Here is a 25,713-nt window from a genome sequence, read left to right as displayed (position 1 = left end):
GGTGAGTGACTGTAATACGAAATGGTCACTTTTGTAAGTCGGGGACGACAGCGCTAAGCTGTCCAAATGAACAAAGCATCCAGTTACCCAGTTGCGGGCCGGGGCCCGGTCGATCACGACGTGCGCGACCAGATCGTGGCCGCAGCAGCCGACCACTTCAGTCGCTATGGCTACGAAAAGACCGCCGTGTCCGATCTGGCAAAGGAGATTGGATTCTCCAAGGCCTACATCTACAAGTTCTTCGCCTCAAAGCAGGCCATCGGCGAGGTCATCTGTGGCCAGTGCCTGCAGGAAATCAAGCTCGAGACGGCCGCGGCCGTTGCCCAGGCAACAACGCCGCAGGAGAAATTACGCAGTCTTTTCAAGGTGGTAGTCAACGAAAGCCTGCGCCTGCACGCACGCGGACCGAAGCTGTACGAGATTGCCACGTCTGCCTCGATCGAGCGGTGGCCCACGGTCCTCGTCTACGAAGCGCAGCTGCAGGCGCTGCTGCAGGAGATCCTGGTGGAGGGGCGTTTGAGTGGTGACTTCGAGCGAAAGACGCCGCTGGACGAGGCGAGCCGGGCGATCTACCTGGTGATGCGGCCATACATCAATCCGCTGCTGCTGCAGCACAGCCTGGAGTACGCCGAAGAGGTCCCGGCGCTGTTGTCGAGTCTGGTACTGCGCAGTCTGGCGCCCTAGTTCGTTTGTGACTATTGACTGATTTGGTCACAAGTCTCAAGATGCGAGCCATCAACAGCTCGCTTTGAGACGACCATGCTGCCGCGCCTCCCGATTCCCTTCGCCCTACTGTGTGTTCTGCCGCTGGCGCTGAGCGCCTGCGGAGGCAATGCTCCTGCTGACCCGCGGACCGCCGCGCCGCTGGTCCGGGTGGCCACCGTCGCGTACGCCGACGCAGGCGCGCGCAGTTTCTCCGGCACCGTCGCCGCGCGGGTGCAGAGCGACCTGGGCTTCCGCGTCGCCGGCAAGGTGTCCGAGCGGCTGGTCGATGCCGGCCAGCGCGTCAAGCGTGGGCAGCCGCTGATGCGCATCGACCCGGTGGACCTGCAACTGGCCGCGCGTGCGCAGCAGGACGCAGTGGCCGCTGCCCGCGCCCGTGCCCTGCAGACCGCCGAAGATGAAGCCCGTTATCGCGACCTGCGCGGCACCGGCGCCATCTCCGCCTCGGCCTACGACCAGATCAAGGCGGCCGCCGATGCGGCCAGGGCGCAGTTGAGCGCCGCCCAGGCCCAGGCCGATGTCGCGCGCAATGCCAATCGCTATACCGACCTGCTGGCCGATGCCGACGGCGTGGTGATGGAGACCCTGGTCGAGCCGGGCCAGGTGGTTGCTGCCGGGCAGCCGGTGGTGCGCCTGGCGCATGCCGGGCCGCGCGAGGCGGTGATCCAGTTGCCGGAAACCCTGCGCCCGCAGGTTGGCTCGGTGGCCCAGGCCACCTTGTTCGGCAACGCCGCGGTCAGCGTGCCGGCCACCTTGCGCCAGCTCTCCGAGAGCGCAGACCGGCTCACCCGCACCTTCGAGGCGCGGTACGTGCTCAACGGCGCGCTGGCGCAGGCGCCGCTGGGCACCACCGTTAGCGTCCGCGTGCCTGCCGGCACCGCCACCGGCACCCAGGCCGGCCTGCAGGTGCCGCTGGCCGCGGTGTTCGATGCCGGCAAGGGGCCGGGCGTGTGGGTCATCGCCGGCAACCCGACCCGGGTGAGCTGGCGGCCGGTGACGGTGCTGGGCCTGGACGATGACCATGCCAATGTCGCCGGCAAGCTGGGGCGTGGCGAGCGCATTGTGGCGCTGGGCGCGCACCTGTTGCGCGACGGCGAACGGGTGCGGGTCGCCAACACGATCGCGCCTGCCGATGGCAGCGCGACCGGCGCCAAAACCGCGTCCGCGGCAGGAGCGCAGCCGTGAGCGAGGGCCGATTCAATCTCTCGGCACTAGCGGTACGCGAGCGCTCGATCACGCTGTTTTTGATCTTCCTGATTTCGTTGGCCGGCCTGGTCGCATTTCTCAAGCTGGGCCGCGCCGAAGACCCGGCCTTCACCGTCAAGGTGATGACCATCGTGACTGCCTGGCCGGGTGCCACGCCGCAGGAAATGCAGGACCAGGTGGCCGAGAAACTCGAAAAGCGCCTGCAGGAACTGCGCTGGTACGACCGCAGCGAAACCTATACGCGCCCCGGCCTTGCGTTCACCACCTTGACCTTGCTGGACAGCACGCCGCCCAGCCAGGTGCAGGAGCAGTTCTACCAGGCACGCAAGAAGGTGGGCGACGAAGTCGGCAACCTGCCGGCCGGCGTGATCGGGCCGATGGTCAACGACGAATATGCCGACGTCACCTTTGCGCTGTTCGCCCTCAAGGCCAAGGGCGAGCCGCAACGCCTGCTCGCGCGCGATGCCGAGACCCTGCGCCAACGCATGTTGCATGTGCCGGGCGTCAAGAAGGTCAACATCATCGGCGAACAGCCCGAGCGCATCTTTGTCGAGTTCTCGCACGAGCGCCTGGCCACGTTGGGCATCAGCCCGCAGGACGTGTTTGCCGCGCTCAATGCGCAGAACGCCTTGAATGCGGCTGGTTCGGTGGAAACGCGCGGGCCGCAGGTGTTCATCCGCCTGGATGGTGCGCTCGACAGCCTGCAGAAGATTCGCGACACCCCGCTGGTGGTGCAGGGCCGCACCCTGAAGCTGTCGGATATCGCCACGGTCAAGCGCGGCTACGAGGATCCGTCCACCTTCATGATCCGCAGCGGCGGCGAGCCGGCGTTGTTGCTGGGCATCATCATGCGCGATGGCTGGAACGGGCTGGATCTGGGCAAGTCGCTGGACAGCGAAGTCAGCGCGATCAATGCCGAGCTGCCGCTGGGCATGACCCTGAGCAAGGTCACCGACCAGGCGGTCAACATCGACGCATCGGTCGGCGAGTTCATGACCAAGTTCTTCGTCGCATTGCTGGTGGTGATGCTGGTGTGCTTCGTCAGCATGGGCTGGCGCGTGGGGATCGTGGTGGCGGCGGCGGTGCCGTTGACGCTGGCGGCGGTGTTCGTGGTGATGCTGGCCACCGGCAAGAACTTCGACCGCATCACGTTGGGGTCGTTGATCCTGGCGCTGGGCCTGTTGGTGGACGATGCCATCATCGCCATCGAGATGATGGTGGTGAAGATGGAGGAAGGCTACAGCCGCGTCGCCGCATCGGCCTATGCGTGGAGCCATACCGCCGCGCCGATGCTGTCCGGCACGCTGGTGACCGCCGTCGGCTTCATGCCGAACGGCTTTGCCGCCTCCACCGCCGGCGAATACACCAGCAACATGTTCTGGATCGTGGGCATTGCGTTGATCGTGTCGTGGGTGGTGGCGGTGGTGTTCACGCCCTATCTGGGCGTCAAGATGCTGCCGGACCTGAAGAAGATCGAAGGCGGCCACGCCGCGATGTACGACACGCCGCGCTACAACCGCTTCCGCGCTGCGCTGGGGCGCGTCATCGCGCGCAAATGGCTGGTGGCCGGCTCGGTGGTGGGGCTGTTCGTGCTCGCGATCGTTGGCATGGGCATCGTCAAGAAGCAATTCTTCCCGATCTCCGATCGCCCCGAAGTCCTGGTCGAAGTGCAGATGCCGTACGGAACCTCGATCAACCAGACCAGCGCGGCCACCGCCAAGGTCGAAGCCTGGCTCGCCAGGCAGGACGAAGCCAAGATCGTCACCGCCTACATCGGGCAGGGCGCGCCGCGCTTCTTCCTGGCCATGGGCCCGGAGTTGCCGGACCCCTCGTTTGCCAAGATCGTGATCCGCACCGATGACCAGCACCAGCGCGATGCATTGAAGCTGCGTTTGCGCAAGGCCATTTCCGAAGGCCTCGCATCCGAAGCACGCGTGCGTGTCACCCAGCTCACCTTCGGCCCGTACTCGCAGTTCCCGGTGGCGTACCGGGTCAGCGGGCCGGACCCGCAGGTGTTGCGTGGCATCGCCGCGCAGGTCAGGCAGGTGATGCAGGACAGCCCGATGCTGCGCACCGTCAACACCGACTGGGGCACGCGCACCCCCACGCTGCATTTCACCCTGGACCAGGACCGCCTGCAGGCAGTGGGGCTGACCTCGACCGCCGTGGCCCAGCAACTGCAGTTCCTGCTCAGTGGCGTGCCGGTCACGCTGGTGCGCGAAGATATCCGCAGCGTGCAGGTGATGGCGCGTTCGGCCGGCGACACGCGCTTCGATCCGGCGCGCATCGCCGACTTCACCCTGGCCGGCGCCAATGGCCAGCGGGTGCCGTTGGCGCAGGTGGGCAAGGTGGATGTACGGATGGAAGAGCCGATCATGCGGCGTCGCGATCGGGTGCCGACGATCACCGTGGGCGGCGATGTCGATGACCAGCTGCAGCCGCCGGATGTCTCGGCCGTGATCACCAAGCAATTGCAGCCGATCATCGAAAAGCTGCCCAGCGGGTATCAGATCAAGGAGGCGGGCTCCATCGAGGAATCCGGCAAGGCGACCACCGCGATGCTGCCGCTGTTCCCGATCATGCTGGCGGCCACCTTGCTGATCATCATCCTGCAGGTACGCTCGATCTCGGCGATGGTGATGGTGTTCCTGACCAGCCCGCTGGGCCTGATCGGTGTGGTGCCGACCTTGATCCTGTTCCAGCAACCCTTCGGCATCAATGCGCTGGTGGGCCTGATCGCGTTGTCGGGCATCCTGATGCGCAACACGCTGATCCTGATCGGGCAGATCCACCACAACGAGGCCGAGGGTCTGGACCCGTTCCATGCCCTGGTGGAAGCCACCGTGCAGCGCGCCCGGCCGGTGATCCTGACCGCGCTGGCGGCGATCCTGGCGTTCATCCCGCTCACGCACTCGGTGTTCTGGGGCACGCTGGCCTACACGCTGATCGGCGGCACCCTGGCCGGCACGATCCTGACGCTGGTGTTCCTGCCGGCGATGTATTCGATCTGGTTCAAGATCCGCCCCGATACCGGCAACGGTAACGGCAGCAGCACCCCGGCGGTTGCGCAGCACGCCTGAGCGCCATGGGCGACGGCGGCCATGCTGCCGTCGCCTTTCGCTACAGGGCGCTTGTCATCCTCGCGTTCGATCCGCACGCCGCCAACGGCTGCGCACCTGGCCGGCCGCTCTCCTCTCATAGATAAAGGAACTACCATGCAACAGCAGTCCGTTGTGCTGATCACCGGTGTGTCCTCCGGCATCGGCCGCGTTGCCGCAGAGCGCTTCGCCCAGCGCGGCTGCACCGTCTACGGCAGCGTGCGCGCGCTTTCCGGCGCCGCGCCGCTGGCCAATGTGGAATTGGTCGAGATGGATATCCGCGACGCTGCCTCGGTGCGGCGCGCCGTCGACGGTATCGTCGGCCGCAGCGGCCGCATCGATGTGCTGGTCAACAACGCAGGCAGCAGCCTTATCGGCGCAGTGGAGGAAACCAGCCCCGAAGAAGCTGCCGTGCTGTTCGATACCAACGTGCTGGGCATTCTGCGCACGGTCCAGGCAGTGGCACCGCACATGCGTGACAAGCGCCGGGGGCGCATCGTCAATGTCAGCTCGGTGCTGGGTTTCCTGCCGGCACCGTACATGGGGGTGTATGCCGCCTCCAAGCACGCGGTGGAAGGGCTGTCGGAAACGCTGGACCACGAGCTGCGCCAGTTCGGCATCCGGGTGACGCTGGTGGAGCCGGCGTACACCAAGACCAGCCTGGGCAGCAATTCGCCGGTGGCGCAGAGCACCATCGCCGAGTACGACCGCGAACGTGACATGGTTGGCCGTGCGGTCACCGGCTACATCGACAATGCGCCGGGACCGCAGGACGTGGCCACCACCGTGGTGGAGGCCGCACTGGGTAAGTGGCGCATGCGTCGCACCCCGCCCGGCCAGGCATCGCTGCTGAGCAAATTGCGCCGGTTCATGCCCGCCAGTGCGGTGGATGGCAGTTTGCGCAAGCAGCTTGGGCTGAGCTGACGCACGTAGCGCGCCTGCGGGTGGATGCGTGACACCTTGCGCATCGACAAGCACTGCGCGGCGCGGGCAGATGCGGGTGGTGCCTGCAATCGCCACGCACTGCCTGTCCATCGCCGGCCTTGCGTGTGTCGCCCCACCCATGTGAGGCGACCCCTCAACGCTTGGCAGCGGCGGCTAGGTCAACCGCGTGCCGAGCGATGACCAACGCACCGATTTCGAGCACCGACCTCGCCCGGGTGGCGGTGCGCACAGGGGGTTTGCTAGCTGCTCCGAAGCGTCGCGTGCCCCATGCCGCCGGGGAGCCGGCTGCATGGAGTGGTCGAGCATCCGTTACACCTGGTCGGTGGGCACCACATACACTTCGGCAATATTGACGTTCGCCGGTGCCTGCGCTGCGAACAGGATGGTGTCGGCAATATCCATCGGATCCAGCATCCGCACCGTGCCGGCATAACCGGCCATCATTGCCTGATATTCCGCGCTGGTGGTCTGTGCCGGAAGCTCGGTTGCAACAATGCCCGGCTGAATGCTGGTGACGCGGATGTTGTGCTTCTTGCCGACTTCCATGCGCAGGCCTTCGGTGAACGCGGTCACCGCAAACTTGCTTGCCGAGTACACCGCAAATCCCTGGCCAAAGACCTTGCGCCCGGCGATCGAGGAAGTATTGAAGACATGGCCGGAATGCTGCTTGATCATCTGCGGCAGCACCGCGGCGGCCACGTTGAGCACGCCTTTCACGTTGACGTCGATCATCTGTTCCCATTCGTCGGTGTGGAAATCATCGATGCTGGACAGCGGCATGATGCCGGCGTTGTTGACCAGCACATCGATGGCGCCGTAAGCGGCGATCAGTGCTGCGACGCCGGCAGTGACCGAGTCCTTGCTGGCGACATCCATTTCCAGCACGACGGCCTGGCCGCCCGCCTGCTCGATGTCTGCCTTCAATGCCTGCAGCCGGTCGATGCGACGTGCGGCAAGGCCCACCTTCATTCCTGCCGCTGCGAGTTTCTTGGCCGTTGCGCTACCGATGCCGCTGGAGGCGCCGGTAATCAGGGCCACTTTGCCGTGGAGCTCATTCGTTGACATGGACAGTTTCTCGCTGGTTGTCGATACGGGATTGGACGCGGCGATACCGCGTCCAGTCGGTTTTCGGTACCGGCGAGATGATATCCATCCTATACTTAGTTTCAATTACGCACTTTGAGGTAACTAGATATGGCCGAGGAAACCGCTGCGCCCTGCGACCTCTATCGCATCTCGGATATCCGCACCGTGCTGGAGCCGATCGCCAACAAGTGGTCGATCATGATCATGACGGTGCTGTGCAACGGGCCGACGCGCTTCAATCAGATCAAGCGGCAACTGGACGGGGTGACGCACAAGTCGCTGACCGAAGCGCTGCGGCGGCTGGAGCGGATCGGCTTGATCAGCAGGGAAGTGATTTCCTCGTCTCCAGTGGCCGTGCAATACCGGCGCACGCCCTTGGGCGACACCCTGGAAGCGCCGATGATGGCGCTGCTGCACTGGTGCCAGGACCACGCCGATGAGGTGATTGCGGCCGAGCAGGCGTTCGTCGCGGGCACGCAAGCGCTGGCGCCGGCAACGGCAACGGTGGGGTGAGGGACTGCGGCTGATGCACGTGTGCGTGATGACGAGTTGAGGTGGCAGAAGCTTGCACATGGTGCTGCCTGGCATCGGCGTGCATCCCGGCACGAACGCGACCACGCAATCGAGCGCATGCACACGCAGGTGCCTGCTCGGTCCACGCCAATGGCCGGCGATTCACCCAGACTGGCCGCATGGCCTCACAATAGGCGGCCAGTTCCCAACCGATGTCGCCATGCGCAAGACCTATCAGCTCAACCTCGAAGGCAAGAACCGCGATCGTCTGCTGGAGTCCAGCAAGCACGATATCCGCAAGTACATCCGCCGCGAGCGCCGCAAGGATTTGCCCGAAGGCGCGGATTACTGGGACTTCGACATGCGCTTCGGGGCGGACGAGGCCAGTGCCGCGCCGCTGCCGCCGGCCGAGCTGATCCGCTCGATCAATGCGCTCACCAGCGAAGGTGGCGAACAGTTCTTCGTGGAAATCCTGCGCAAGCCCGGCAAGCGTACCCCGCGTGCGGATGGCGACAACGCGCCGGGCGGCGAGCTGGATTTCGAGCAGGACTGAGGCATCGTCGCACCGTCCACCTTCGCGTGACGACGGCGCGTCAGGTGGCACTCCCTGCTGTCAGTCGGGCTTGCCAGCCTGCGTCGCCGCCGCTGCGCGTTGCTTGTCCTTCTTGCTCGGCCGCCTGCCCTTGATGCCGCCGTTGTCGTCCGGAGCGCGCGCGCCGACATTTGGCGTCTGCGTCGCAGGCGCAGTTGCCGCCAGGGTCGGCTCGAAACCGGCAACCACGCTGGTCGGCACGCGCAGGCCCTGGCGTTTTTCGATCAGGCGCCATTGCGGCTGGCTCTCTGCGGTGATGAAGCTGATCGCAAGGCCGCTGGCGCCTGCGCGCGCGGTGCGGCCGATGCGGTGGGTGTAGTCCACCGTCGAACGCGGCAGGTCGTAATTGAGCACTGCCGGCAGCGCATCGATATCGATGCCGCGCCCGGCCAGATCGGTGGCCACCAGCACCTGCACCTCGCGCTGTTTGAAGGCATGCAACGTACGCTCGCGGCGGCCCTGGCTCAGTTCGCCATGCAGCGGTTGCGCGTTGATGCCGGTCTTGGTGAGTTTTTCGGCAACTTTCTCGGCGGTATGCCGGCTGGCGACGAACACCAGCACATGCGACCAGCCATGCTCCTGCAGCAGGTGGCGCAACAACTGCGTGCGCTGGCCGGCATCGACGGCGATCGCGCGTTGTTCGATCGCAGGCGCAGCTTCCGGGGTGGCATCGACGGTGATGCGTAGCGGGTCGCGCAGGCGACGCTTGGCCAGCGAGGCGATGCCGGGCGGAAACGTGGCCGAGAACAGCACGCTCTGCCGTTGCGCCGGCAGCAGGGCCAGGATGCGATCGAGCTCGGCGCCGAAGCCCAGTTCGAGCAGGCGGTCGGCTTCATCCAGCACGAGCGTGGCAACCTCACCCAGGCGCAGCGCGTTGTGATCCACCAGGTCCAGCAACCGGCCGGGCGTGGCGACCACGATATCGGCACCACCGCGCAGGGCAAGCAACTGCGGATTGATCGAACTGCCGCCGGTGGCCGCAACGATCTTGAGCCGCCGCGGCAGATGCGCGGCCAGTTGGCGCAAGGTGTCTTCGACCTGCGCGGCGAGTTCGCGCGTGGGCACCAGCACCAGCGCGCCGAGCACGCGCGGGGCAACATCCGGCGCCAGGCAGCGTTGCTGCAGCAGCGGCAGCGCATAGGCCAATGTCTTGCCCGAACCGGTCTGCGCCATCGCAATCAGATCCCGGCCCTGCAGCATCGGCGCAATCGCCTGCTGCTGGATCGGCGTGGGCGTGTGGTGGCCGGCGCGTGCCAGCGCGGTGTCGAAGAATGGCTGCAGCTGCGGCGACAGCGAAAGATGGGCAAATGACATGGACCGATTATCCAGGCATTTGCACTGCAATGGTCGGTGAGACCCATGCGGGGCCGCCGCGGGCACTGCGTCGGTGGGTGGGCAAGGGCCTGCAGCCAGGCCGCAGTCCGCTGTTCTGCAGCTCATTTTTCCACCGTCCACGTCCATCGCGGCACACCGCATAAAGCAGTCGAAACCTGGAACAGTGGTTTTGTTCAGTCGCGATCGGATGCTTGAGTCAAAAGCTTGGTGAGTCGAGGTCGCCGTGTCCTCACCGCTTGCGGGACACGCCGTGAATCCATCCCTGGGGCCTCGGTGGCGGCATCCATGCCGCCACACGGTCCCGCAACCGGCAAGGACACCGCACCAGACAGTTGGTCGGCAGCTTTCCTGAAAGCATGCTCGGCTTGCGTGGCAGACGAGACGTTTGCAGGTTGCGTGTAGGAGGCTTGTCTGCCGCTCGGCTTGCGACGGCGCAATGGTGGGAGTTGAGCGAACGCCTGGTGATCCGACCAGCGCACGTCGTGCGCATCATGTACTGCTTGCAACTAGACACACCGACCATCTCGACAGGTCCTTGCCCGCTCACCGTCGCGGGACCTTACGCGGCATGGATGCCGCGTAAGAGCCTCCATGGACGGATTCACGGCGTGTCCCGCGATGGTGGGCAGGCGAGGGCCCTGCAGAAATCCCGCAGATCGGCTGCTCTGCAACTGATCCATCCGCAGTGTTCAAGCCTCATCGGGGCACGACGCAAAGCGACCACTACTTCGACCAAGGCGTCATTCCGCCGCGGTCAGATGCTTGAAAAAAAACGGTGGGTCGACTGCGCGGCGCCCTCAACCGATCGTGTGACACGTCGCGACTTCATCCATGGATGGCGACATGGTGGCCTGCCGCCAACGGTTCCCAAGCAGCGCGTGCACTGCAAGCGCCGACCCGGTCGCGTGCGAATGAGATCCGCAAGACCTGCCGGGCCCACCTGGCGGTGGGCGCCGGTCGTCTTGCTGTCCGCGCGTTAGTTGGCCAGCGCCAGATCGTCCAGCAGCGCACGCAGGAAACGCGCAGCTTCGCCGCCGGTGGCGGCGCGGTGGTCGAAGGTCAGCGACAGCGGCATCACCTTGTGGGTTTCCACGCCGCCCATCACCGGGGTGAGCTGGTAGCGCGCGCGCCCGGCGGCGACGATGGCCACGCATGGCGGCACCACCACCGGAGTGGCGTAGCGGCCGGCGAACATGCCGAAGTTGGACAGCGAAATGGTGTAGCCGCTGAGTTCCGATGCGGCGATGCTGCGGGTTTCCACCTGCTGGCGCAGCCGGTTGACGCTCTCGCGGATGCCGTGTGCGTCCAGCATGTCGGCATTGCGCAGCGCGGGCACGAACAGGCCTTCTTCGGTATCCACCGCAATGCCGATATCGACCTGGGGGTGCAGGGTGCGGCTGAGTGCCTCGCCGTCGAACCAGGCATTGAGCGCCGGCACCGCCTGGCAGGCACGCACGATGCCGCGCACCAGGCGCACGGTGACGTCGTTGCCGGGCTGCCAGGCGTGGATGTCGGCATCGTCGTTGAGCGTGGTCGGTACCACCTTGCTGTGCGCATCGGCCATGACCCGCGCCATGTTGCGACGCACGCCCTTGAGCTGTTCGGGTTGGCCCTTGACGCTGGTGCCGGGCGATTGGGTGCGCATCGGCTTGCCGCTGGCCGACAGCGGCGAGCGGGCAATGGTGCCCTCATCCGCCCTGCGGGCACCTTCTCCCGCAGGCGGGAGAAGGGAACGCGCGCCGCCGTCCGAATGGTTCGCGCTGTTGTCCGAAGGATGCACGCTACCGTCTGACTGGTGCGCGTTGTTGCCTGCGGTCGCTCCGCCGCCAGCGGCGGTCCCTCGGCCACTGGCCGAAGAGGCCGACACGCCCTGCGCGCCGGCTGAAAGCCGCGCGGTGCCCGCGGCTGCGGCCTGCTTCACATCCGCCATCGTCACCGTGCCGTCCGGGCCGGTGGCGCGCACCTGTGCCAGGTCCACCCGCAGCTTGCGCGCCAGCGCACGCACCGCCGGCATCGCGCGCACGCCGCCGACGGCAATCGCCTGTTCGCTCTGCACCGCGTTGGAGCTCTGCATCGCACCGACCACCGTGCCGGCGTCGTCGCGCTCGCTCTGGCCACTGGCGTCGGCGTCGGCGATCTCGCCACCGTTGTCGGAGGCGACCACGCGCGCGGTCGGGCCGGCCGCGCTGTCGCCGGTGCTGGGCGTGTGCGTGGGTGCAGGGCCATGCGAGTGGCCGGTGTCCTGGCCGTCGGCGCGCTGCGGCTGCGAGGCGTCCAGCGCGAACTGCGCCAGCATCGCGCCGGTCACGATCACATCGCCAGCGGCACCGGCGAGCTTGGTCACGGTGCCGGAGAACGGCGAGGGCACCTCGACCACCGCCTTGGCGGTCTCCATCGAGACCAGCGGATCGTCCAGGCGCACGCTATCGCCTTCCTTGACGAACCATTCGACGATGGTGGCATCGGGCAGGCCTTCGCCCAGGTCGGGCAGGTGGAAATTCTTGGCTTCGCTCATGGCAGGTTCTCTTGCGCCGCAGGCAGTGGCGGCGTGGTGTCGTCGAGGAGTTCGAGGTCGGCAGCCGGCAGCCAGCCCTGCATGCCATCGGCACGCTCGGACCACCACCAACCGCCATGTTCGTAATGCAGCAACACGTCCTCGCCCTGTTGGGCGTCGAGTTCGCGTGCATCGTAGTCGCGCAGGGCTTCGGCCTGGCCGTCGCCCAGGGGGCGCAGCCAGGCCACCGGGGCCCAGCCGGCATGACCGTCGCCGGTGTTGACCCAGGCGAAGGCCGGCCATTCCTCGTCGCGCACGCCGATGGTCACGTGCTGGCCAGCGTGGAAGCGGATCGGGTTGGCGTACGCGGCGCGGTAATCGCAGAGCAGACGGGCGCGCATGTCAGCCGGCAGCCACCGCCCGACGGGCAGCGGTGACGATGCGCTCCACGCTCGGCAGGTACTTCATTTCCAGCCGGAACAGCGGGATATGCGTGTCGTAGCCGGTGACGCGTTCGACCGGTGCGAGCAGGTCGTACATCGATTTTTCCGCCAGCTGCGCGGCGATCTCCGCACCGAAGCCGGCGGTGCGCGGGGCTTCCTGCACGATCACGCAGCGGCCGGTCTTGGCCACCGATTCGGCGATGGTGTCGAAGTCCAGCGGGCGCAGCGTGGCCACGTCGATGACTTCGGCGCTGATGCCTTCGCCAGCGAGTTTGTCGGCCGCTTCCAGCGCTTCCTTGACCTGCGCGCCCCAGGTGACCAGGGTGACGTCGGTACCGTCGCGCAGCACGAAGCACACATCCAGCGGCAGCGCTTCGCCGTCGTTGGCGACCAGTTCCTTGTACTGGCGGTAGATGCGCTTGGGCTCCATGTAGATCACCGGATCCGGGTCGCGGATCGCGGCCAGCAACAGACCGTAGGCGCGCTGCGGCGAGGACGGCAACACCACGCGCAGGCCGGGCACGTTGGTGAAGATGGCTTCGTTGGCTTCGCTGTGATGTTCCGGCGCGCGGATGCCGCCGCCCCACGGCACCCGCAGCACCATCGGGCAATGCAGGCGTCCGCGGGTGCGGTTGCGCAGGCGCGCGGCATGGCAGATCAGGTGATCGACCATGGGATACACGAAGCCGTCGAACTGCGCTTCGGCCACCGGCTTCATGCCCTGCGCGGCCAGGCCGACGCTCAGGCCGGCGATGGTGGTTTCGTCCAGCGGCGTGTCCAGCACCCGCTCGCTGCCGAAGCGCTGCTGCAGGCCGGCAGTGGCACGGAACACGCCGCCGTTGACGCCGACATCCTCGCCCAGCACCAGCACCGCAGGGTCGTGTTCCAGTTCCCAGGCCAGCGCCTGGGTGATGGCTTCGATCAGGGTGATGGGCGAACTCATGGCACTCTCTCCGCGCGTGGCTGCGGCGTTGTAAGGGGCACTGGCCTGCTGTGTCGCAGCCAGGTGTGACTGGTTGAGCTCATCCATGGCGGGCCTCCTGCGCCATCACCTCGGCGCGCTGGGCCAGCAGCTCGGCCGGCGGGTCGCCGTAGAGGTAATCGAACATCGCTTCGACCGGCTGCACCGGGGTGTTGAGATAGGCATTGACCTCTGCGTCCACGCGCGCACCGCATTCGGCCTTCCATGCGGTTTCCTGCGCCTCGTCCCACAGGCCTTGCGCGGTGAGATAGCGGCGCAGGCGCAGCAGCGGCTCGCGCGCCCAGCCTTGCTTGACCTCTTCTTCGCCGCGGTAGCGCCGCGCGTCGTCGGCGGTGGTGTGATCGGACAGGCGATAGGTCAGGAACTCGATCACCGTGCCGCCGTCGCCGGCCAATGCGCGCGCGCGCGCCTGGCGCATCGCTTCGAGCACCGCGATCAGGTCGTTGCCATCCACCTGCAGGCAATGCAGGCCGCCGGCCAGGCCCTTCTGCGCCAGCGTCTGCGCACCGGTCTGCGCCGAGCGCGGCACCGAGATCGCCCAGCCGTTGTTGATCACGCACAGGATCAGCGGCAGTTTGTAGGCGCCGGCCGAATTGAGCGCGGCATAGAAGTCGGTCTTGGAGCTGCCGCCATCGCCACAGCAGGCCACCGCGACCTGCGGCTTGCCCCGCAGCTTGAACGACAGCGCCGAACCGGCCGCATGCAGGCACTGGGTGGAGATCGGCACGCAGATCGGGAAGTCGATCGCCGCATCGGCATCGCGCGGATAGTCGCTGCCGCGTTCGTCGCCACCCCAGTACAGCAGCACATCGCGCGGGCGCACGCCGCGTTCGAACATGGTGCCGTACTCGCGATAGCTGGGCGCGAACACATCGCCACTGCGCATCGCCGCGCCGATGCCCACGTGGGTGGCTTCGTGACCGAGGCAGGCCGCATAGGTGCCCAACTTGCCGGTGCGCTGCAGCGCGACCGACTTGCTGTCGAAGGTGCGCACGAACAGCATGCGCTTGAACAGGGCGAGCAGCTGTTGCGGGTTGGCGGCGTCGGCCGGCAGGTCGTCGCGGACGATCTGGCCGTCCGCGTCCATGTATTGCAGATATTCGATCTCGAACTGCGCGGCTACGCTCATTGCGGCGACACCTTCACCAAGAAGTTTCAAATGATATGAGTTGCGATGTTAAGGACCACACAGCAAAAAGCTGTCCTGCACCGCAGCACACAATGATGCTGGCTTGCACAAAAAAAAGGGCGCGGACCAGGCCGCGCCCTTTGTCGCAGTACAGAATTGCGACGTGGTGCACTGCGATCAGCGGCGGTCGGCGCCTCCACCGATCGGGGTGACGATCAGCGCCGAATCGTTGGCCGGGTTGGCATCGGGCGAGGTCGATGTGGCGCTGGCCTGCACGCGCACCGCGCGCCCGGATGGGATCGGCTTGGCCGCGACGGTCAGCTGGAAGGTGGCCTGCGCCCCCGGTTGCAGCGCCGCGGCGGTGCTGCACACGAAGCTGGCGCTGCGCAGCGCCTGCAGCTGTCTGGCGCAGCGCCAGCCGCTGGGCGGCACCAGCAGCGACAGCGCCGACACCGTGTTGCCTTCGATCCGCACGCTGGCACCGGTGGCCGCTGCGTTGCCGCGGTTGTCCAGCAATACCCGGTAGGTGGCATTGAAGGCAGTGGTTGGCAGCGTGGCGGGGCCTTCCAGGCGCACCGCCAGATCGCTGCGCAACTGCGGCTGCACGGTCACTGCGGCGGTGTCGGTGTTGTTGTCCGGCTGCGGGTCGGGCGTTTGCGAGGCAACCGAGGCGGCCAGGGTCAGGCTGCGTCCTGCCAGTTCCGCGCCAGCGTCGACCTGCACCGCAAAGCGCTGTGCATTGCCGTATGCCAGCGCAGCGATGGTGCAGGTGACCACCGTCTGGGCGCCGGTTTCCGGCGGCTGGCAGTTCCAGCCCGGTGCCGCGGTGACCCGTGGGCGCACCGCGGCATCGAAGGCCAGTGCCACCGCTGCGAACGCTGCGCTGTCGGGCCCACGGTTCTCCACATCCACACTGAAGTCGATGCGCTCGCCTTCGGTGACCTGTGCGCGTGCCGCGCTGACCATCACGCCCAGGTCGGCACGTCGCGCGGGCGCCATGCGCAACAGCACCACGGTGGGGTCGTGGTCGGACAAGCGCGTGGGCGTATTGGCATCGTTGCGCGCGGTGCCGGGGAAGTCGGCATTGATGCGCGCATGGCCCACCGACAGCGAGGCGATGTTGGGTGCGCGCATCAGCGCCTCGTTGGCCAGGATGTGGTCCAGCGACTGCACGTTGCCGTCGAAGGCGTACGAGTAGCTCTGGTCGGGCGTGTTGAACCAGGTCAGGTCGGTGTAGTCCGGGTTGACCAGGTCCACGCCATCGCCGCCCACCACGGTCTGCGCATCCGGCGCCGGCCTGCCGGTGACGGTACCCATCGCATCCACGTAGCCGTCATTGAACTCGAAGGCGTTGAAGTCGCCCATCACCAGCACCTGCTCGGCCGGGTCGAGCTGCTGGCGCGTCTGCAGCAGGCGCGCCAGGTACTCGGCCTGGGCCTGGCGCTTGGCGCGGATGCGGGTGCCGGCCGCATCGTCGGTCTCGGCGCCGTTGAGCGAGCGCTGATGCACCACGACGGCGGTCAGCGGCAGCACGCGGCCATCGGGCTGGTGCACTTTGGCACTGAGCACCAGTGGCGGGCGATCGTTGAGCAGGCTCACCGCGCCACCCGGTTCGGTCCAGGTGGTGGTCTTGCCTTCCTGGGCGATGGACACCACTTCCACGCGCGGCACGCCGGCCGACACCGCAGCGGTCTTGACCAGGAAGCCCACGTCGATACCGCCGACGTCGTTGCCTTCCTGCAGGTAGGCCACGTACTGCGGATCGGGCTGGCCGGAAGCGATGGCATCGGCGTTGATGCGCGCAGCCAACGTCTGCAGCACGCCGAGGCTTTCCACTTCCACCGTGCCCAGGATGTCGGGCGTGTGCAGGTAGTTGCGGATCGCCAGCGAGGCCTTGTTGAGGCGGGCCTGGAACGCAGCCGGAGTGAGCACCGGCTCGCCGGTCGCCGGGTCGTTCTGGTCGTCGAAGAAGCGCTCCATGTTGTAGGTGGCCACGGCCACGTCGTCGGCCTGCGGCCGCGGTGCCGGGCGCGGTTGGTCGGCACCGTTGCAGTTCACCTGCGGGGTGCGTTCCGGATACAGCGTGTAGCGGCGGAAGCTGTAGTCCAGCGGGCCGGTGACATCCTGCACGACGCAGCCCGATGCCAGGTCCAGACGCTCGGCGCCGACGCCGGCACTGCCGACCGCGATCACTTCCGGGTTGGTGTTCCAGCGCGGCACCCCGGCAGGCGAGCCGGCCGGCAATGGATCGGGCAACTGCACGCCGGGCTCGCGAAAGGCACGCGGCACGCCGGTGACCACCGCATGGAAGACGCCATTGCTGGTGGCGGTGGCGTTGGTCTCGTTGACGTTGCCGCCGGTGGGCGCATTGACGGTGAGGCTGGCGGCGGTAACGCGCATGCCTTCCAGCGCTTCGAGCTGATCAAAGGCACCGTTCGGGTTGGGGAAGTTCGCGCTCAACGCCACCGGCATCGGCAACGGATTGCCGGTGGAATCCAGCAGCACGGTCAGGCTGCCGCCGATCTCGGTCAGTGGCGGCTGGGTCGGGTCGGCGGTGGGCACGTACTCAAGCACCGTGCCTTGCACGCGCACCCGGTTGCCGATGGCAGCGGCGTCCGGCGGTGCGCTGCCGGTGTAGACGTAGACGCCTTCGGAGGTGGCCGCATCGCCATCGGTTTCCGCATCTGCTGCCTGCAGGAAGAAGCCGGCGCTGCGACGGGCGGTGACGATGCCCGAGGTGGCGACCACCTGGCCTTCCAGCGGCGAGCGTGCGCCCTTGCCCTGGATGGCGTGGATCGGCAGCAGGCTGAAGTCGTCGTTGAGGACGGTGCCGGTGGCGCTCAGCGTGGCCGGCAACGCGCCGGTGAGGCCGCTGATCTGCAGCGCGAACGTCTCGTCGGGCTCGGGCGTGGTGTCGCCCAGCACCTCCACGCTGATGCTGGCGCTGCGCTCGCCGGCGGCGATGCGGACGCTGGACGCGGGCAGGGCGACATAGTCGCTGCCAGCGACGGCGGTGCCATCGGCGGTGGCCGCGGTGAAGCTCACCCCGCCCGCACCGGCCGGCTGGCTCAGGCTCAGCGTGAACACAAGGCTGCGGCTGCCGCTGTTGCCCTCGGCCTGGCTGACATCGGCCAGCGTGGCGATCGGCTGGCCGCCGCCACTGCACAGGCGTGCGGGGCTGGCGGCGTTGCGCGGAGCCGGCGTGCCGGTGGCGAAGTCGGCCGCGTTGTTGTCGGTGTCGGTGCAGCCATCGCCGCCGCGCAGCACCGCCAGCGTATTGCTGGGCGCCGGGGTGGGCGCATTGCCTTCGGCGCAGCTGGCGGTGCTGCCATAGCCGACCAGATCGGCATTGCCGGTGGGGCAGGCGCCGCTCAACGCCGAGGCGCTGTTGCTCAGCGCCACCTTGCCGGCGCCGCCGCCCATGGCGATGGTGCCGGTGGCGTCGGGCGTGGGCAGCGCAACGCTGCCGCCGCTGCCGTCGGCCTGCTTGACCAGGTAGTAGCCGCCGGCCGGAACGCTGCCCGCCAACGGGGTGACCTGCCAGCTGCTGCCGGCGGCCGAGGCGTACTGCACCGACCAGCCGTCCAGGCTGACCGTGGTGCTGCCGATGTTGTGCAGCTCGATGAAATCGCTGCGGAAGGTGGCACCGCTGTTGCCGCCACCGCCGTAGACCTGGCTGATGACGACCTGGGCGTTGGCGTGGCCGGCAACCGCCAGCGCACAGACAAGTAAGGCTGCACGACGCTGCAACACATGCATGAGATGAGAGTCCCCTGATCCGTGAGACGTGAAACGCTCCCCTGGTCCGGCCACGTCCCTGGCCGGCAGCGCCGTTCGATTCTGCATGAATTTGCAGACCTAGGTTGACGATACGGTGACACCGGCGCAGTTGCTGCGACTGCGCAGTCGAAAGCGGTTGGCTTTTTCAGGTGTGAAGTACCAGTCGCGTACGCCACCGGGTTGTCAGGCTGCCCGCGTGAGCCGGCGGTCACCCAGTCAGATCGGGCGCTGCGGCAAAGGCTCGCTACAGCGCCATGCAGGCGCGCTGCAACGACATGCAGGGAGGCCGCGCGCTGCACAAGGAATAATCCGGAAGGGCGTCGGTCCAGCCAGAAGGTCTGCACGGTAGAACGATGCGACACACACCGGAGATCACGTGTCGAAGACCCAGCCTCCAGCGCCGCCCTCAGCCGCCAGGCCGTCGATATCCAATCTCCGCTCCCGATTCCCCAATCCCCAATCCCCAATCCCCGCCACTGAGCTACCCTGACCGGCCCGATCCATCTGCACTGCCATGCCCGTCGACAAGAACCTGCGTGACCTGGAACCCGGCATCCATACCGATCTGGAGGGGCGGCTGACCTACGGCGGCTACCTGCGGCTGGACCAGCTGCTGTCGGCGCAGCAGCCCCTGTCCGAGCCGGCGCACCACGACGAGATGCTGTTCATCATCCAGCACCAGACCTCCGAGCTGTGGCTGAAGCTGCTGGCGCACGAGCTGCGCGCGGCGATGGTGCATCTGCAGAACGATCAGGTCTGGCAGTGCCGCAAGGTGCTGGCGCGCAGCAAGCAGGTGCTGCGCCAGCTCACCGAACAGTGGTCGGTACTGGAGACGCTCACCCCGAGCGAGTACATGGGGTTTCGCGATGTGCTGGGGCCCTCGTCCGGCTTCCAGTCGCTGCAGTACCGCTATATCGAGTTCCTGCTGGGCAACAAGAACCCGCAGATGCTGCAGGTGTTCGCGTACGACCCGCAGGGGCAGGCACGGCTGCGCCAGGTGCTGGAAGCGCCCAGCCTGTACGAGGAATTCCTGCGCTACCTGGCGCGCTTCGGACATGCCATCCCGCCGCAATACCAGGGGCGCGACTGGACCTGCGCGCATGTGGCCGACGACAGCCTGCGCCCGGTGTTCGAGCGCATCTACGAAAACACCGACCGCTACTGGCGCGAGTATTCGCTGTGCGAGGACCTGGTCGATGTGGAAACCCAGTTCCAGCTATGGCGTTTCCGCCACATGCGCACGGTGATGCGGGTGATCGGCTTCAAGCGTGGCACCGGTGGCTCCAGCGGCGTGGGATTCCTGCAGCAGGCGCTGGCGCTGACCTTCTTCCCGGAGCTGTTCGACGTGCGCACGTCGGTGGGCATGGAAAGCCGCGAGCCGATGAAGGGTGGCCGCGATGAGCCGGAGAACGGCTGAGCGGGCCAGCGGAAGCGGGCGGGGCGGTAGTGGCTCGCTGGAGTTGAGGCCGGTGGCGCTCCAGTGGCCGCCATCAGGTCGAGGAGTGCTGCGAATTTGACGCGTACATGACGTCTAAGTGATCCTCGCGCGTCTCCCGGGGTACGCCCTGGGCACCCAGCCATTCCTGAATACGCAAGGGACATTCCATGAGCGTTGACGCTACCGCGCCGACTTCCGCCACCCCGCCGCCGCCTGCACCGCCCGAGTTCCCCACGCTGCTCGGCCATCCCCGGCCGCTGTGGATGCTGTTCATGACCGAATTCTGGGAACGCTTCGCGTTCTACGGGATCCGCTGGGCGCTGGTGCTGTACATCGTGGCGCAGTTCTTCAGCGGCGATGCCACCGGCCAGGCGCCGGCCGGACGCACCTATGGCGCCTATCTGGCGCTGGTGTATGCGGCGGCGATCTTCGGCGGCTACGTGGCCGACCGCGTGCTCGGCTACCAACGCTCGATCCTGGTCGGTGCGGCCGTCATGGCCACCGGCCTGTTCCTGATCGCCATTCCCGACCACACCATGTTCGAGATCGGCCTGGCCACCGTGGTGGTGGGCAACGGGCTGTTCAAGCCGAACATCTCCACCATGGTCGGCAAGCTGTACTCGGTGGCCGATCCGCGCCGCGACAGCGGCTTCACCATTTTCTACATGGGCATCAACCTCGGCGCGATGATCTCGCCGGTGCTGACCCAGTTGCTGGCTGAAAAGGTGTTCGGCACCCAGGCCATGCCGTCCTACAAGATGGTGTTCATGGCCTCCGGTGCGGGCATGCTGATCAGCCTGGTGTGGTTCTGGATCGGCCGCGCGCAGCTCAAGGGCATCGGCGCACCGGCGCCGAACGCGCAGGGCATCGGCCGGGTGCTGATGGTGCTGGTCGGCTGCGTGCTGGCGATCCCGGTGGTGTACCTCCTGCTCGCCGTCGGTGCAGACGTGTTGCAGATCGTGCTGACCGTGTTGTTCGTCGGCCTGTCGGTGATGCTGCTGGTCGAAGGCATCCGCGAAGGCAAGGTGCAGCGCGACAAGGTGATCGCGATGCTGATCATCTTCGCCTTCAACGTGCTGTTCTGGATGTTCTTCGAACAGGCCGGCAGCTCGTTCACCTTCCTGGCCGACAATATCGTCGACCGCGGTTTCGGCGACTGGACCTTCCCGACCGCCTGGTTCCAGTCGGTGAACTCGATTGCCATCATCACCCTGGCGCCGATCATCGCCTGGATCTGGGTCAAGGCCGGCCGCTTCAATCCGTCGATTCCGCGCAAGTTCGGCCTGGGCCTGCTGTTCAACGGCCTGGCGTTCCTGCTGCTGATGTTTGCACTGTCGAGCCTGGTCAACGATGCTGGCAAGGTGCCGTTCTGGACCTTGTTCATGGTGTACGTGATCCAGTCGGTAGGCGAGCTGTGCCTGTCGCCGATCGGCCTGTCGATGGTGACCAAGCTGGCACCGGTGCGTCTGGTCGGTTTCGGAATGGGCGGCTGGTTTCTGTCTACCGGCATCGGCAACAACCTGTCGGGCATCTTTGCCGGGCATGTCAGCGGAAGCGAAGGGATGAGCGTGTCCTCGGCCCTGAGCGGGTATACCTTCGGGTTTTGGGCGCTATTGGGCGCTGGCGCGGTGCTGTTCCTGATCGCGCCGTTGATCAACAAACTGATGCATGGTGTGAAGTGAGGAGAACTGCAATGCCGATCAAACCCACTGTCTGTGGCCTGCTGCTGGCAGGTCTGTTGAGCGCCTGCGGGCAGCCCACCGAGCAACAGGAGGCGCCGCGGCCGCTGGACACCTCGATGCAGAAGCCGCCCAGCGCCGACCCCAGCCAGCCGGTGTCCTCGGGCAATACGCCCACCGCGGCGGACATCGCTGCGGCGGCGGCGCTCAATGCGCAATACGACCCCTCGCGCGATCCGGCCGCCGATCTGGAGACCGCCAAGGTCGAGGCCAAGCGCGGCGGCAAGCGCATCGTGCTCAACGTCGGCAATGCGGCCTGCGAGCCGTGCAAGGCGCTGGACGAGCTGATGGGCGGCGATGCGGAGCTGCGCAGCTTCCGCGATGCGCACTTCGTGGTGGTCAAGGTCAATCGCGATGCGACCAACGAGAACGCCGCGTTCCTGTCGCAGTTCGCCCAGCTCAACGACTACCCGTCGCTGCTGGTGCTGGACAACGACGGCAAGCTGCTGACCACCCAGTCCGGCCCGGAACTGCGCAAGGGCGAGGGCTTCGACCGCAGGAAACTGTTCGATTTCCTCAAGCAGTGGGCGCCGCCGCAGGCCTGACCCGTCGTTGCCGTGGCATGCAAAAACCCCCGCACTGCGGGGGTTTTTTTATCAGTCCTTGCCGGCCATGCGCGGCAGCCCGTCCTTGGCCAGCCGGTCGATCAGCGTCTCCAGGATCTGCTGTTCCTCGGCGCTGAACACCGACATCAGCCGCTGTTCCATCTCGTTGACCAGCGGGGCGACGGTCTCGTAGACCTGGCGCCCGGCCGGCGACAGCGCCAGCATCGAGCGGCGGCGGTCGTCGCCATGGGTTTCTCGGCGGATGAAGCCGCGCTCCAGCAGGCGCGCCACGGCGCGGCTGACTGCAACTTTATCCATCGCGGTGCGGTCGGAGACCTCGCTGGCCGAGGAACCCGGATACAGCGCCAGGATGGTGATCACCCGCCACTCGGGAATGGCCATGCCGTAACGATCACCGTAGACCTTGGCGATATTGCTGCTGATGCGGTTGGACAGCACGCTCAGGCGATACGGCAGGAACTGCTCGAGGTTGAGCAGCACAGGATGTGGCGGCGGGGTAGGGGCGTCGAGATCGCTCATGTTGCACTGTGTCTTGATTTTGGTTTCATTTGCAACTACAAACCTTGGGTGGCCTGCGCATTCTCGCGGGTCTTCTGCCACCCCGCATAGCCCTGCGGACGGCCTAGCGTGGAGAAACGACGATGAGCGCACAACCGAGCAGTACCGCAACCCGCCCGAACCTGGGCATGCAGGTCACCACCTTCGACAATCCGATGGGGATCGACGGGTTCGAGTTCGTCGAATTCGCCGCGCCCGCCGGCCAGGCCGCGCAGCTGCACGACTACTTCCGCAAGATGGGCTTCAGCGCGGTGCTGCGTCACCGCAGCCGCGCCATTACCGTCTATCGCCAGGGCGGGGTCAACTTCCTGCTCAACGGAGAGCCCGATTCGTTTGCCGCCGATTTCGCCGCCGCGCACGGCCCGAGCGCCTGCGGCTTTGCGATCCGCTTCCGCACCCCGGCCGAAACGGTGCTGCAGACCGTGCTGGGCAACGGCGGCGAAGCGGTGCAGGACAAGGCCGACACGCGCGCTGTCCCGGCCCCGGTGGTCAAGGGCATCGGCGACTGCATGCTGTACCTGGTGGACCGTTACGGCGATGCGGGCAGCATCTACGACGCCGACTACGAGCCGATCGAAGGCGCCGACCCGCAGCCGGCCGGCTTCGGGCTGACCTTCATCGACCACCTGACCCATAACCTCTACTTCGGCAACATGCAGCGCTGGTCGGACTATTACGAGCGCCTGTTCAACTTCCGCGAGATCCGCTACTTCGACATCAAGGGCGCCAAGACCGGCCTGGTGTCCAAGGCGATGACTGCCCCGGACGGCATCGTGCGCATCCCGCTCAACGAATCCTCCGACCCCAAGAGCCAGATCAACGAATATCTGGACGCCTACCACGGCGAAGGCATCCAGCACATCGCCTGCTTCACCGACGATATCTACAGCTCGGTGGAAAAGATGCGCGCGGCGGGGGTGAGTTTCCTGGACACGCCGGACACCTATTTCGACGTGGTGGACCTGCGCATCCCCGACCACGGCGAGGATGTCGAACGCCTGCGGCGCAACAAGATCCTGATCGATGCGGATGTGGACACCAAGCAGCGCAAGCTGCTGCAGATCTTCACCACCAACTGCATCGGCCCGATCTTCTTCGAGATCATCCAGCGCAAGGGCAACGAGGGCTTTGGCGAGGGCAACTTCCAGGCGCTGTTCGAGAGCATCGAGCGCGATCAGATGAAGCGTGGGGTGCTTTGAGGGCGGGGATTGGGGATTCGCTGTTCGGGATTCGGGATTCGGGATTCGGGATTTGTGGTTGGTGCGGTTAACTGGGTCGGTGCGGGTTTGAGTGGTGCAAAGTGTTGCGATGTCCAGCCTGGCTGCCCGTAACGTCGGATGTGGTTCCGGTACGGATCCAACGAAGCGGGCGGCAAGTGGTCGCAATCAAGCGCGCTCAGGCAAGGTGTTTTTCCGACAACACAAAGTAACGAAGACGCACGTCGTTAAAGCCCCTCTCCCCACGAGGAGAGGGGCTTAATCCGCCAGGCCTTAGCTCTTCTTCGGTAGGAAAGGCCTGATTCAACTCAATCCCAACCTTCTGCATCCGGGGAGGGAGGGCCAAGATCCGGACGCATGCCATGCATAACACCCCGCAGTACATGACCGGTTTCGGCAACACGTTCGCCACCGAAGCGGTGGCCGGCACCTTGCCGGTGGGGCAGAACTCGCCGCAGCGCGTGGCGCACGGGTTGTATGCCGAGCAGTTGTCCGGCACCGCGTTCACCGCGCCACGCAGCGAGAACCGGCGCAGCTGGCTGTATCGCATCCGCCCGGCGGCGGTGCATGGCGCGTTCTCGCTGATCGCACAGACGCACTTCCACAACGACTTCGGGCGCGGCCCGGTGCCGCCGGATCAACTGCGCTGGAGCCCGTTGCCGCTGCCGTCGGCACCAACCGACTTCGTCGATGGCCTCTACACCATGGCCGGCAACGGCGGGCCGGAGGCGATGTCCGGCGTTGCCGTGCATCTGTATGCGGCCAATGCCTCCATGCACGATCGCTTCTTCTACGATGCCGATGGCGAGCTGTTGCTGGTGCCGCAGCTGGGGCGCCTGCGCATCCACAGCGAGCTCGGGGTGCTGGAACTGGAGCCGCAGCAGATCGGGGTGATACCGCGCGGCGTGCGCTTCCGTGTCGAGCTGCCCGATGGCGAGGCGCGTGGCTATGTCTGCGAAAACTTCGGCGCATTGCTGCGGCTGCCCGACCTGGGGCCGATCGGCTCCAACGGGTTGGCCAATGCGCGCGATGTCGAAACGCCGCATGCGGCCTTCGAGCAGCGCGAAGGCGCGTTCGAACTGGTGGCCAAGTTCCAGGGCTATCTGTGGCGCGCGGACATCGGCCACTCGCCGCTGGACGTGGTGGCCTGGCATGGCAACTACGCGCCGTATCGCTACGATCTGCGCCGCTTCAACACCATCGGTTCGATCAGCTTCGACCATCCGGACCCGAGCATCTTCACCGTGCTGACCTCGCCCAGCGACACGCATGGCACGGCGAACATGGATTTTGCGATCTTCCCGCCGCGCTGGCTGGTGGCGCAGCACACCTTCCGCCCGCCGTGGTTCCATCGCAATGTGGCCAGCGAGTTCATGGGGCTGGTGCACGGCGTCTACGATGCCAAGGCTGACGGCTTCGCGCCCGGTGGTGCCTCGCTGCACAACTGCATGAGCGGGCACGGCCCGGATGCGGCGACCTTCGACAAGGCCTCGCATGCCGACCTGACGCGCCCGGACGTGATCGCCGACACCATGGCCTTCATGTTCGAAACGCGCGCGGTGCTGCGCCCCACGCAGCAGGCATTGCAGGCCGCGCATCGGCAGGGCGACTACCAGCAATGCTGGTCCGGCTTGCGCGCAGCGTTCCAGGCGCCCAGGTCAGGTGATGCACCGTAGCTCAGGCCGCCAGCCGGGGGGCTGAGCAGGCAGTACGGCACGGCAGAGGCGTGGTTGTCGGAAACGTGCCGTCCGCAACGCAGCAGTCGCAGGCGCGTGCTCGAGCAGCCTGCACGGTACCGGCTGCGATTGTCGGATCACGCCAACTGCAAGGCATCCGTTGCCGCTGGCCGATCATGCCATCCACGCCATG

At 66.5% G+C, this 25,713-nt stretch carries 19 protein-coding genes; 11 read left to right on the top strand and 8 right to left on the bottom strand.

Annotation, left to right across the window (positions count from 1 at the left end):
• Positions 1-66: 66 nt before the first annotated feature.
• From EO139_RS02600 to EO139_RS02585, 4 genes are all read left to right on the top strand, one after another.
• Positions 67-684, top strand: a complete 618-nt coding sequence (locus tag EO139_RS02600; protein WP_119129403.1) for a TetR/AcrR family transcriptional regulator — start codon at positions 67-69, stop codon at positions 682-684.
• A gap of 75 nt (positions 685-759) precedes the next feature.
• A complete protein-coding gene (locus tag EO139_RS02595) occupies positions 760-1,908 on the top strand; it encodes an efflux RND transporter periplasmic adaptor subunit (protein WP_126969211.1) in 1,149 nt (382 codons plus the stop codon).
• Positions 1,905-5,009 carry an efflux RND transporter permease subunit gene (locus tag EO139_RS02590; RefSeq protein ID WP_126969210.1) on the top strand — a complete coding sequence of 1,035 codons (3,105 nt, stop codon included), beginning with the start codon at positions 1,905-1,907 and terminating at the stop codon, positions 5,007-5,009. The genes EO139_RS02595 and EO139_RS02590 overlap by 4 nt, the downstream gene beginning before the upstream one ends.
• A gap of 135 nt (positions 5,010-5,144) precedes the next feature.
• On the top strand, positions 5,145-5,951 hold the full coding sequence (locus tag EO139_RS02585; protein ID WP_104586297.1) for an oxidoreductase: 807 nt from the start codon (positions 5,145-5,147) through the stop codon (positions 5,949-5,951).
• A gap of 330 nt (positions 5,952-6,281) precedes the next feature.
• Here the strand turns inward: EO139_RS02585 and EO139_RS02580 are convergent, their stop codons facing one another.
• The gene (locus EO139_RS02580) at positions 6,282-7,037 is read right to left on the bottom strand and encodes an SDR family oxidoreductase (protein WP_164739689.1); all 756 of its coding nucleotides are present in this window, start codon (positions 7,035-7,037) and stop codon (positions 6,282-6,284) included.
• 129 nt (positions 7,038-7,166) lie between these two features.
• Here EO139_RS02580 and EO139_RS02575 point away from each other — a divergent pair, with 129 nt between their 5' ends.
• A complete protein-coding gene (locus tag EO139_RS02575; protein WP_104649130.1) occupies positions 7,167-7,571 on the top strand; it encodes a helix-turn-helix domain-containing protein in 405 nt (134 codons plus the stop codon).
• A gap of 220 nt (positions 7,572-7,791) precedes the next feature.
• Positions 7,792-8,124, top strand: a complete 333-nt coding sequence (locus EO139_RS02570; RefSeq protein ID WP_104649192.1) for a DUF6172 family protein — start codon at positions 7,792-7,794, stop codon at positions 8,122-8,124.
• A 60-nt stretch (positions 8,125-8,184) separates the two neighbouring features.
• Here the strand turns inward: EO139_RS02570 and EO139_RS02565 are convergent, their stop codons facing one another.
• The 6 genes from EO139_RS02565 to EO139_RS02535 all read right to left on the bottom strand — a co-directional run bounded on the left by EO139_RS02565 (position 8,185) and on the right by EO139_RS02535 (position 18,305).
• Positions 8,185-9,477 carry a DEAD/DEAH box helicase gene (locus EO139_RS02565; RefSeq protein ID WP_126969209.1) on the bottom strand — a complete coding sequence of 431 codons (1,293 nt, stop codon included), beginning with the start codon at positions 9,475-9,477 and terminating at the stop codon, positions 8,185-8,187.
• Between the two features lie 997 nt (positions 9,478-10,474).
• Entirely contained in the window at positions 10,475-12,013 is a 1,539-nt protein-coding gene (locus EO139_RS02555) for a dihydrolipoamide acetyltransferase family protein (protein ID WP_126969208.1), read from the bottom strand.
• On the bottom strand, positions 12,010-12,393 hold the full coding sequence (locus EO139_RS02550) for an SH3 domain-containing protein (RefSeq protein WP_104649133.1): 384 nt from the start codon (positions 12,391-12,393) through the stop codon (positions 12,010-12,012). The genes EO139_RS02555 and EO139_RS02550 overlap by 4 nt, the downstream gene beginning before the upstream one ends.
• Position 12,394: 1 nt before the next feature.
• Positions 12,395-13,465, bottom strand: coding sequence for an alpha-ketoacid dehydrogenase subunit beta (locus EO139_RS02545; RefSeq protein ID WP_164739688.1), 1,071 nt, complete (start codon positions 13,463-13,465; stop codon positions 12,395-12,397).
• Positions 13,458-14,546 carry a pyruvate dehydrogenase (acetyl-transferring) E1 component subunit alpha gene (gene pdhA / locus EO139_RS02540; protein ID WP_104649134.1) on the bottom strand — a complete coding sequence of 363 codons (1,089 nt, stop codon included), beginning with the start codon at positions 14,544-14,546 and terminating at the stop codon, positions 13,458-13,460. The genes EO139_RS02545 and pdhA overlap by 8 nt, the downstream gene beginning before the upstream one ends.
• A gap of 177 nt (positions 14,547-14,723) precedes the next feature.
• On the bottom strand, positions 14,724-18,305 hold the full coding sequence (locus tag EO139_RS02535) for a lamin tail domain-containing protein (RefSeq protein WP_126969206.1): 3,582 nt from the start codon (positions 18,303-18,305) through the stop codon (positions 14,724-14,726).
• A gap of 535 nt (positions 18,306-18,840) precedes the next feature.
• Between EO139_RS02535 and EO139_RS02530 the strand changes: the two genes are divergently transcribed.
• The 3 genes from EO139_RS02530 (at position 18,841) to EO139_RS02520 (ending at position 22,048) form a co-directional block, all read left to right on the top strand.
• Positions 18,841-19,743, top strand: a complete 903-nt coding sequence (locus EO139_RS02530) for a tryptophan 2,3-dioxygenase family protein (RefSeq protein ID WP_126969205.1) — start codon at positions 18,841-18,843, stop codon at positions 19,741-19,743.
• Positions 19,744-19,931: 188 nt separating this feature from the next.
• Positions 19,932-21,446, top strand: coding sequence for an oligopeptide:H+ symporter (locus EO139_RS02525; protein ID WP_104583471.1), 1,515 nt, complete (start codon positions 19,932-19,934; stop codon positions 21,444-21,446).
• Between the two features lie 11 nt (positions 21,447-21,457).
• Positions 21,458-22,048, top strand: a complete 591-nt coding sequence (locus EO139_RS02520) for a thioredoxin family protein (RefSeq protein ID WP_104583472.1) — start codon at positions 21,458-21,460, stop codon at positions 22,046-22,048.
• 51 nt (positions 22,049-22,099) lie between these two features.
• Here the strand turns inward: EO139_RS02520 and EO139_RS02515 are convergent, their stop codons facing one another.
• Complete coding sequence (locus EO139_RS02515; protein WP_104583473.1) at positions 22,100-22,588, bottom strand: MarR family transcriptional regulator; 489 nt, start codon at positions 22,586-22,588, stop codon at positions 22,100-22,102.
• 122 nt (positions 22,589-22,710) lie between these two features.
• Here EO139_RS02515 and hppD point away from each other — a divergent pair, with 122 nt between their 5' ends.
• Both hppD and hmgA read left to right on the top strand, forming a co-directional pair.
• Positions 22,711-23,826, top strand: a complete 1,116-nt coding sequence (gene hppD / locus EO139_RS02510) for a 4-hydroxyphenylpyruvate dioxygenase (RefSeq protein WP_164739687.1) — start codon at positions 22,711-22,713, stop codon at positions 23,824-23,826.
• Between the two features lie 380 nt (positions 23,827-24,206).
• Positions 24,207-25,520 carry a homogentisate 1,2-dioxygenase gene (gene hmgA, locus EO139_RS02505; protein ID WP_126969204.1) on the top strand — a complete coding sequence of 438 codons (1,314 nt, stop codon included), beginning with the start codon at positions 24,207-24,209 and terminating at the stop codon, positions 25,518-25,520.
• Positions 25,521-25,713 lie beyond the last annotated feature (193 nt).

Source organism: Xanthomonas sp. BRIP62411 (assembly GCF_003993525.1).
In the GTDB taxonomy this organism is placed as follows: domain Bacteria; phylum Pseudomonadota; class Gammaproteobacteria; order Xanthomonadales; family Xanthomonadaceae; genus Xanthomonas; species Xanthomonas euroxanthea.
This window is presented reverse-complemented; position numbering and strand designations above follow the sequence as displayed.

Coding starts and splice junctions, on each gene's coding strand:
- EO139_RS02585 (WP_104586297.1), top strand. CDS start 5,145: ATGCAACAGCAGTCCGTTGTGCTGATCACCGGTGTGTCCTCCGGCATC.
- EO139_RS02525 (WP_104583471.1), top strand. CDS start 19,932: ATGAGCGTTGACGCTACCGCGCCGACTTCCGCCACCCCGCCGCCGCCT.
- EO139_RS02520 (WP_104583472.1), top strand. CDS start 21,458: ATGCCGATCAAACCCACTGTCTGTGGCCTGCTGCTGGCAGGTCTGTTG.
- EO139_RS02545 (WP_164739688.1), bottom strand. CDS start 13,465: ATGGATGAGCTCAACCAGTCACACCTGGCTGCGACACAGCAGGCCAGT.
- EO139_RS02515 (WP_104583473.1), bottom strand. CDS start 22,588: ATGAGCGATCTCGACGCCCCTACCCCGCCGCCACATCCTGTGCTGCTC.
- EO139_RS02570 (WP_104649192.1), top strand. CDS start 7,792: ATGCGCAAGACCTATCAGCTCAACCTCGAAGGCAAGAACCGCGATCGT.
- EO139_RS02555 (WP_126969208.1), bottom strand. CDS start 12,013: ATGAGCGAAGCCAAGAATTTCCACCTGCCCGACCTGGGCGAAGGCCTG.
- hmgA (WP_126969204.1), top strand. CDS start 24,207: ATGCATAACACCCCGCAGTACATGACCGGTTTCGGCAACACGTTCGCC.
- EO139_RS02530 (WP_126969205.1), top strand. CDS start 18,841: ATGCCCGTCGACAAGAACCTGCGTGACCTGGAACCCGGCATCCATACC.
- EO139_RS02565 (WP_126969209.1), bottom strand. CDS start 9,477: ATGTCATTTGCCCATCTTTCGCTGTCGCCGCAGCTGCAGCCATTCTTC.
- EO139_RS02535 (WP_126969206.1), bottom strand. CDS start 18,305: ATGCATGTGTTGCAGCGTCGTGCAGCCTTACTTGTCTGTGCGCTGGCG.
- EO139_RS02550 (WP_104649133.1), bottom strand. CDS start 12,393: ATGCGCGCCCGTCTGCTCTGCGATTACCGCGCCGCGTACGCCAACCCG.
- EO139_RS02600 (WP_119129403.1), top strand. CDS start 67: ATGAACAAAGCATCCAGTTACCCAGTTGCGGGCCGGGGCCCGGTCGAT.
- hppD (WP_164739687.1), top strand. CDS start 22,711: ATGAGCGCACAACCGAGCAGTACCGCAACCCGCCCGAACCTGGGCATG.
- pdhA (WP_104649134.1), bottom strand. CDS start 14,546: ATGAGCGTAGCCGCGCAGTTCGAGATCGAATATCTGCAATACATGGAC.
- EO139_RS02595 (WP_126969211.1), top strand. CDS start 760: ATGCTGCCGCGCCTCCCGATTCCCTTCGCCCTACTGTGTGTTCTGCCG.
- EO139_RS02580 (WP_164739689.1), bottom strand. CDS start 7,037: ATGTCAACGAATGAGCTCCACGGCAAAGTGGCCCTGATTACCGGCGCC.
- EO139_RS02575 (WP_104649130.1), top strand. CDS start 7,167: ATGGCCGAGGAAACCGCTGCGCCCTGCGACCTCTATCGCATCTCGGAT.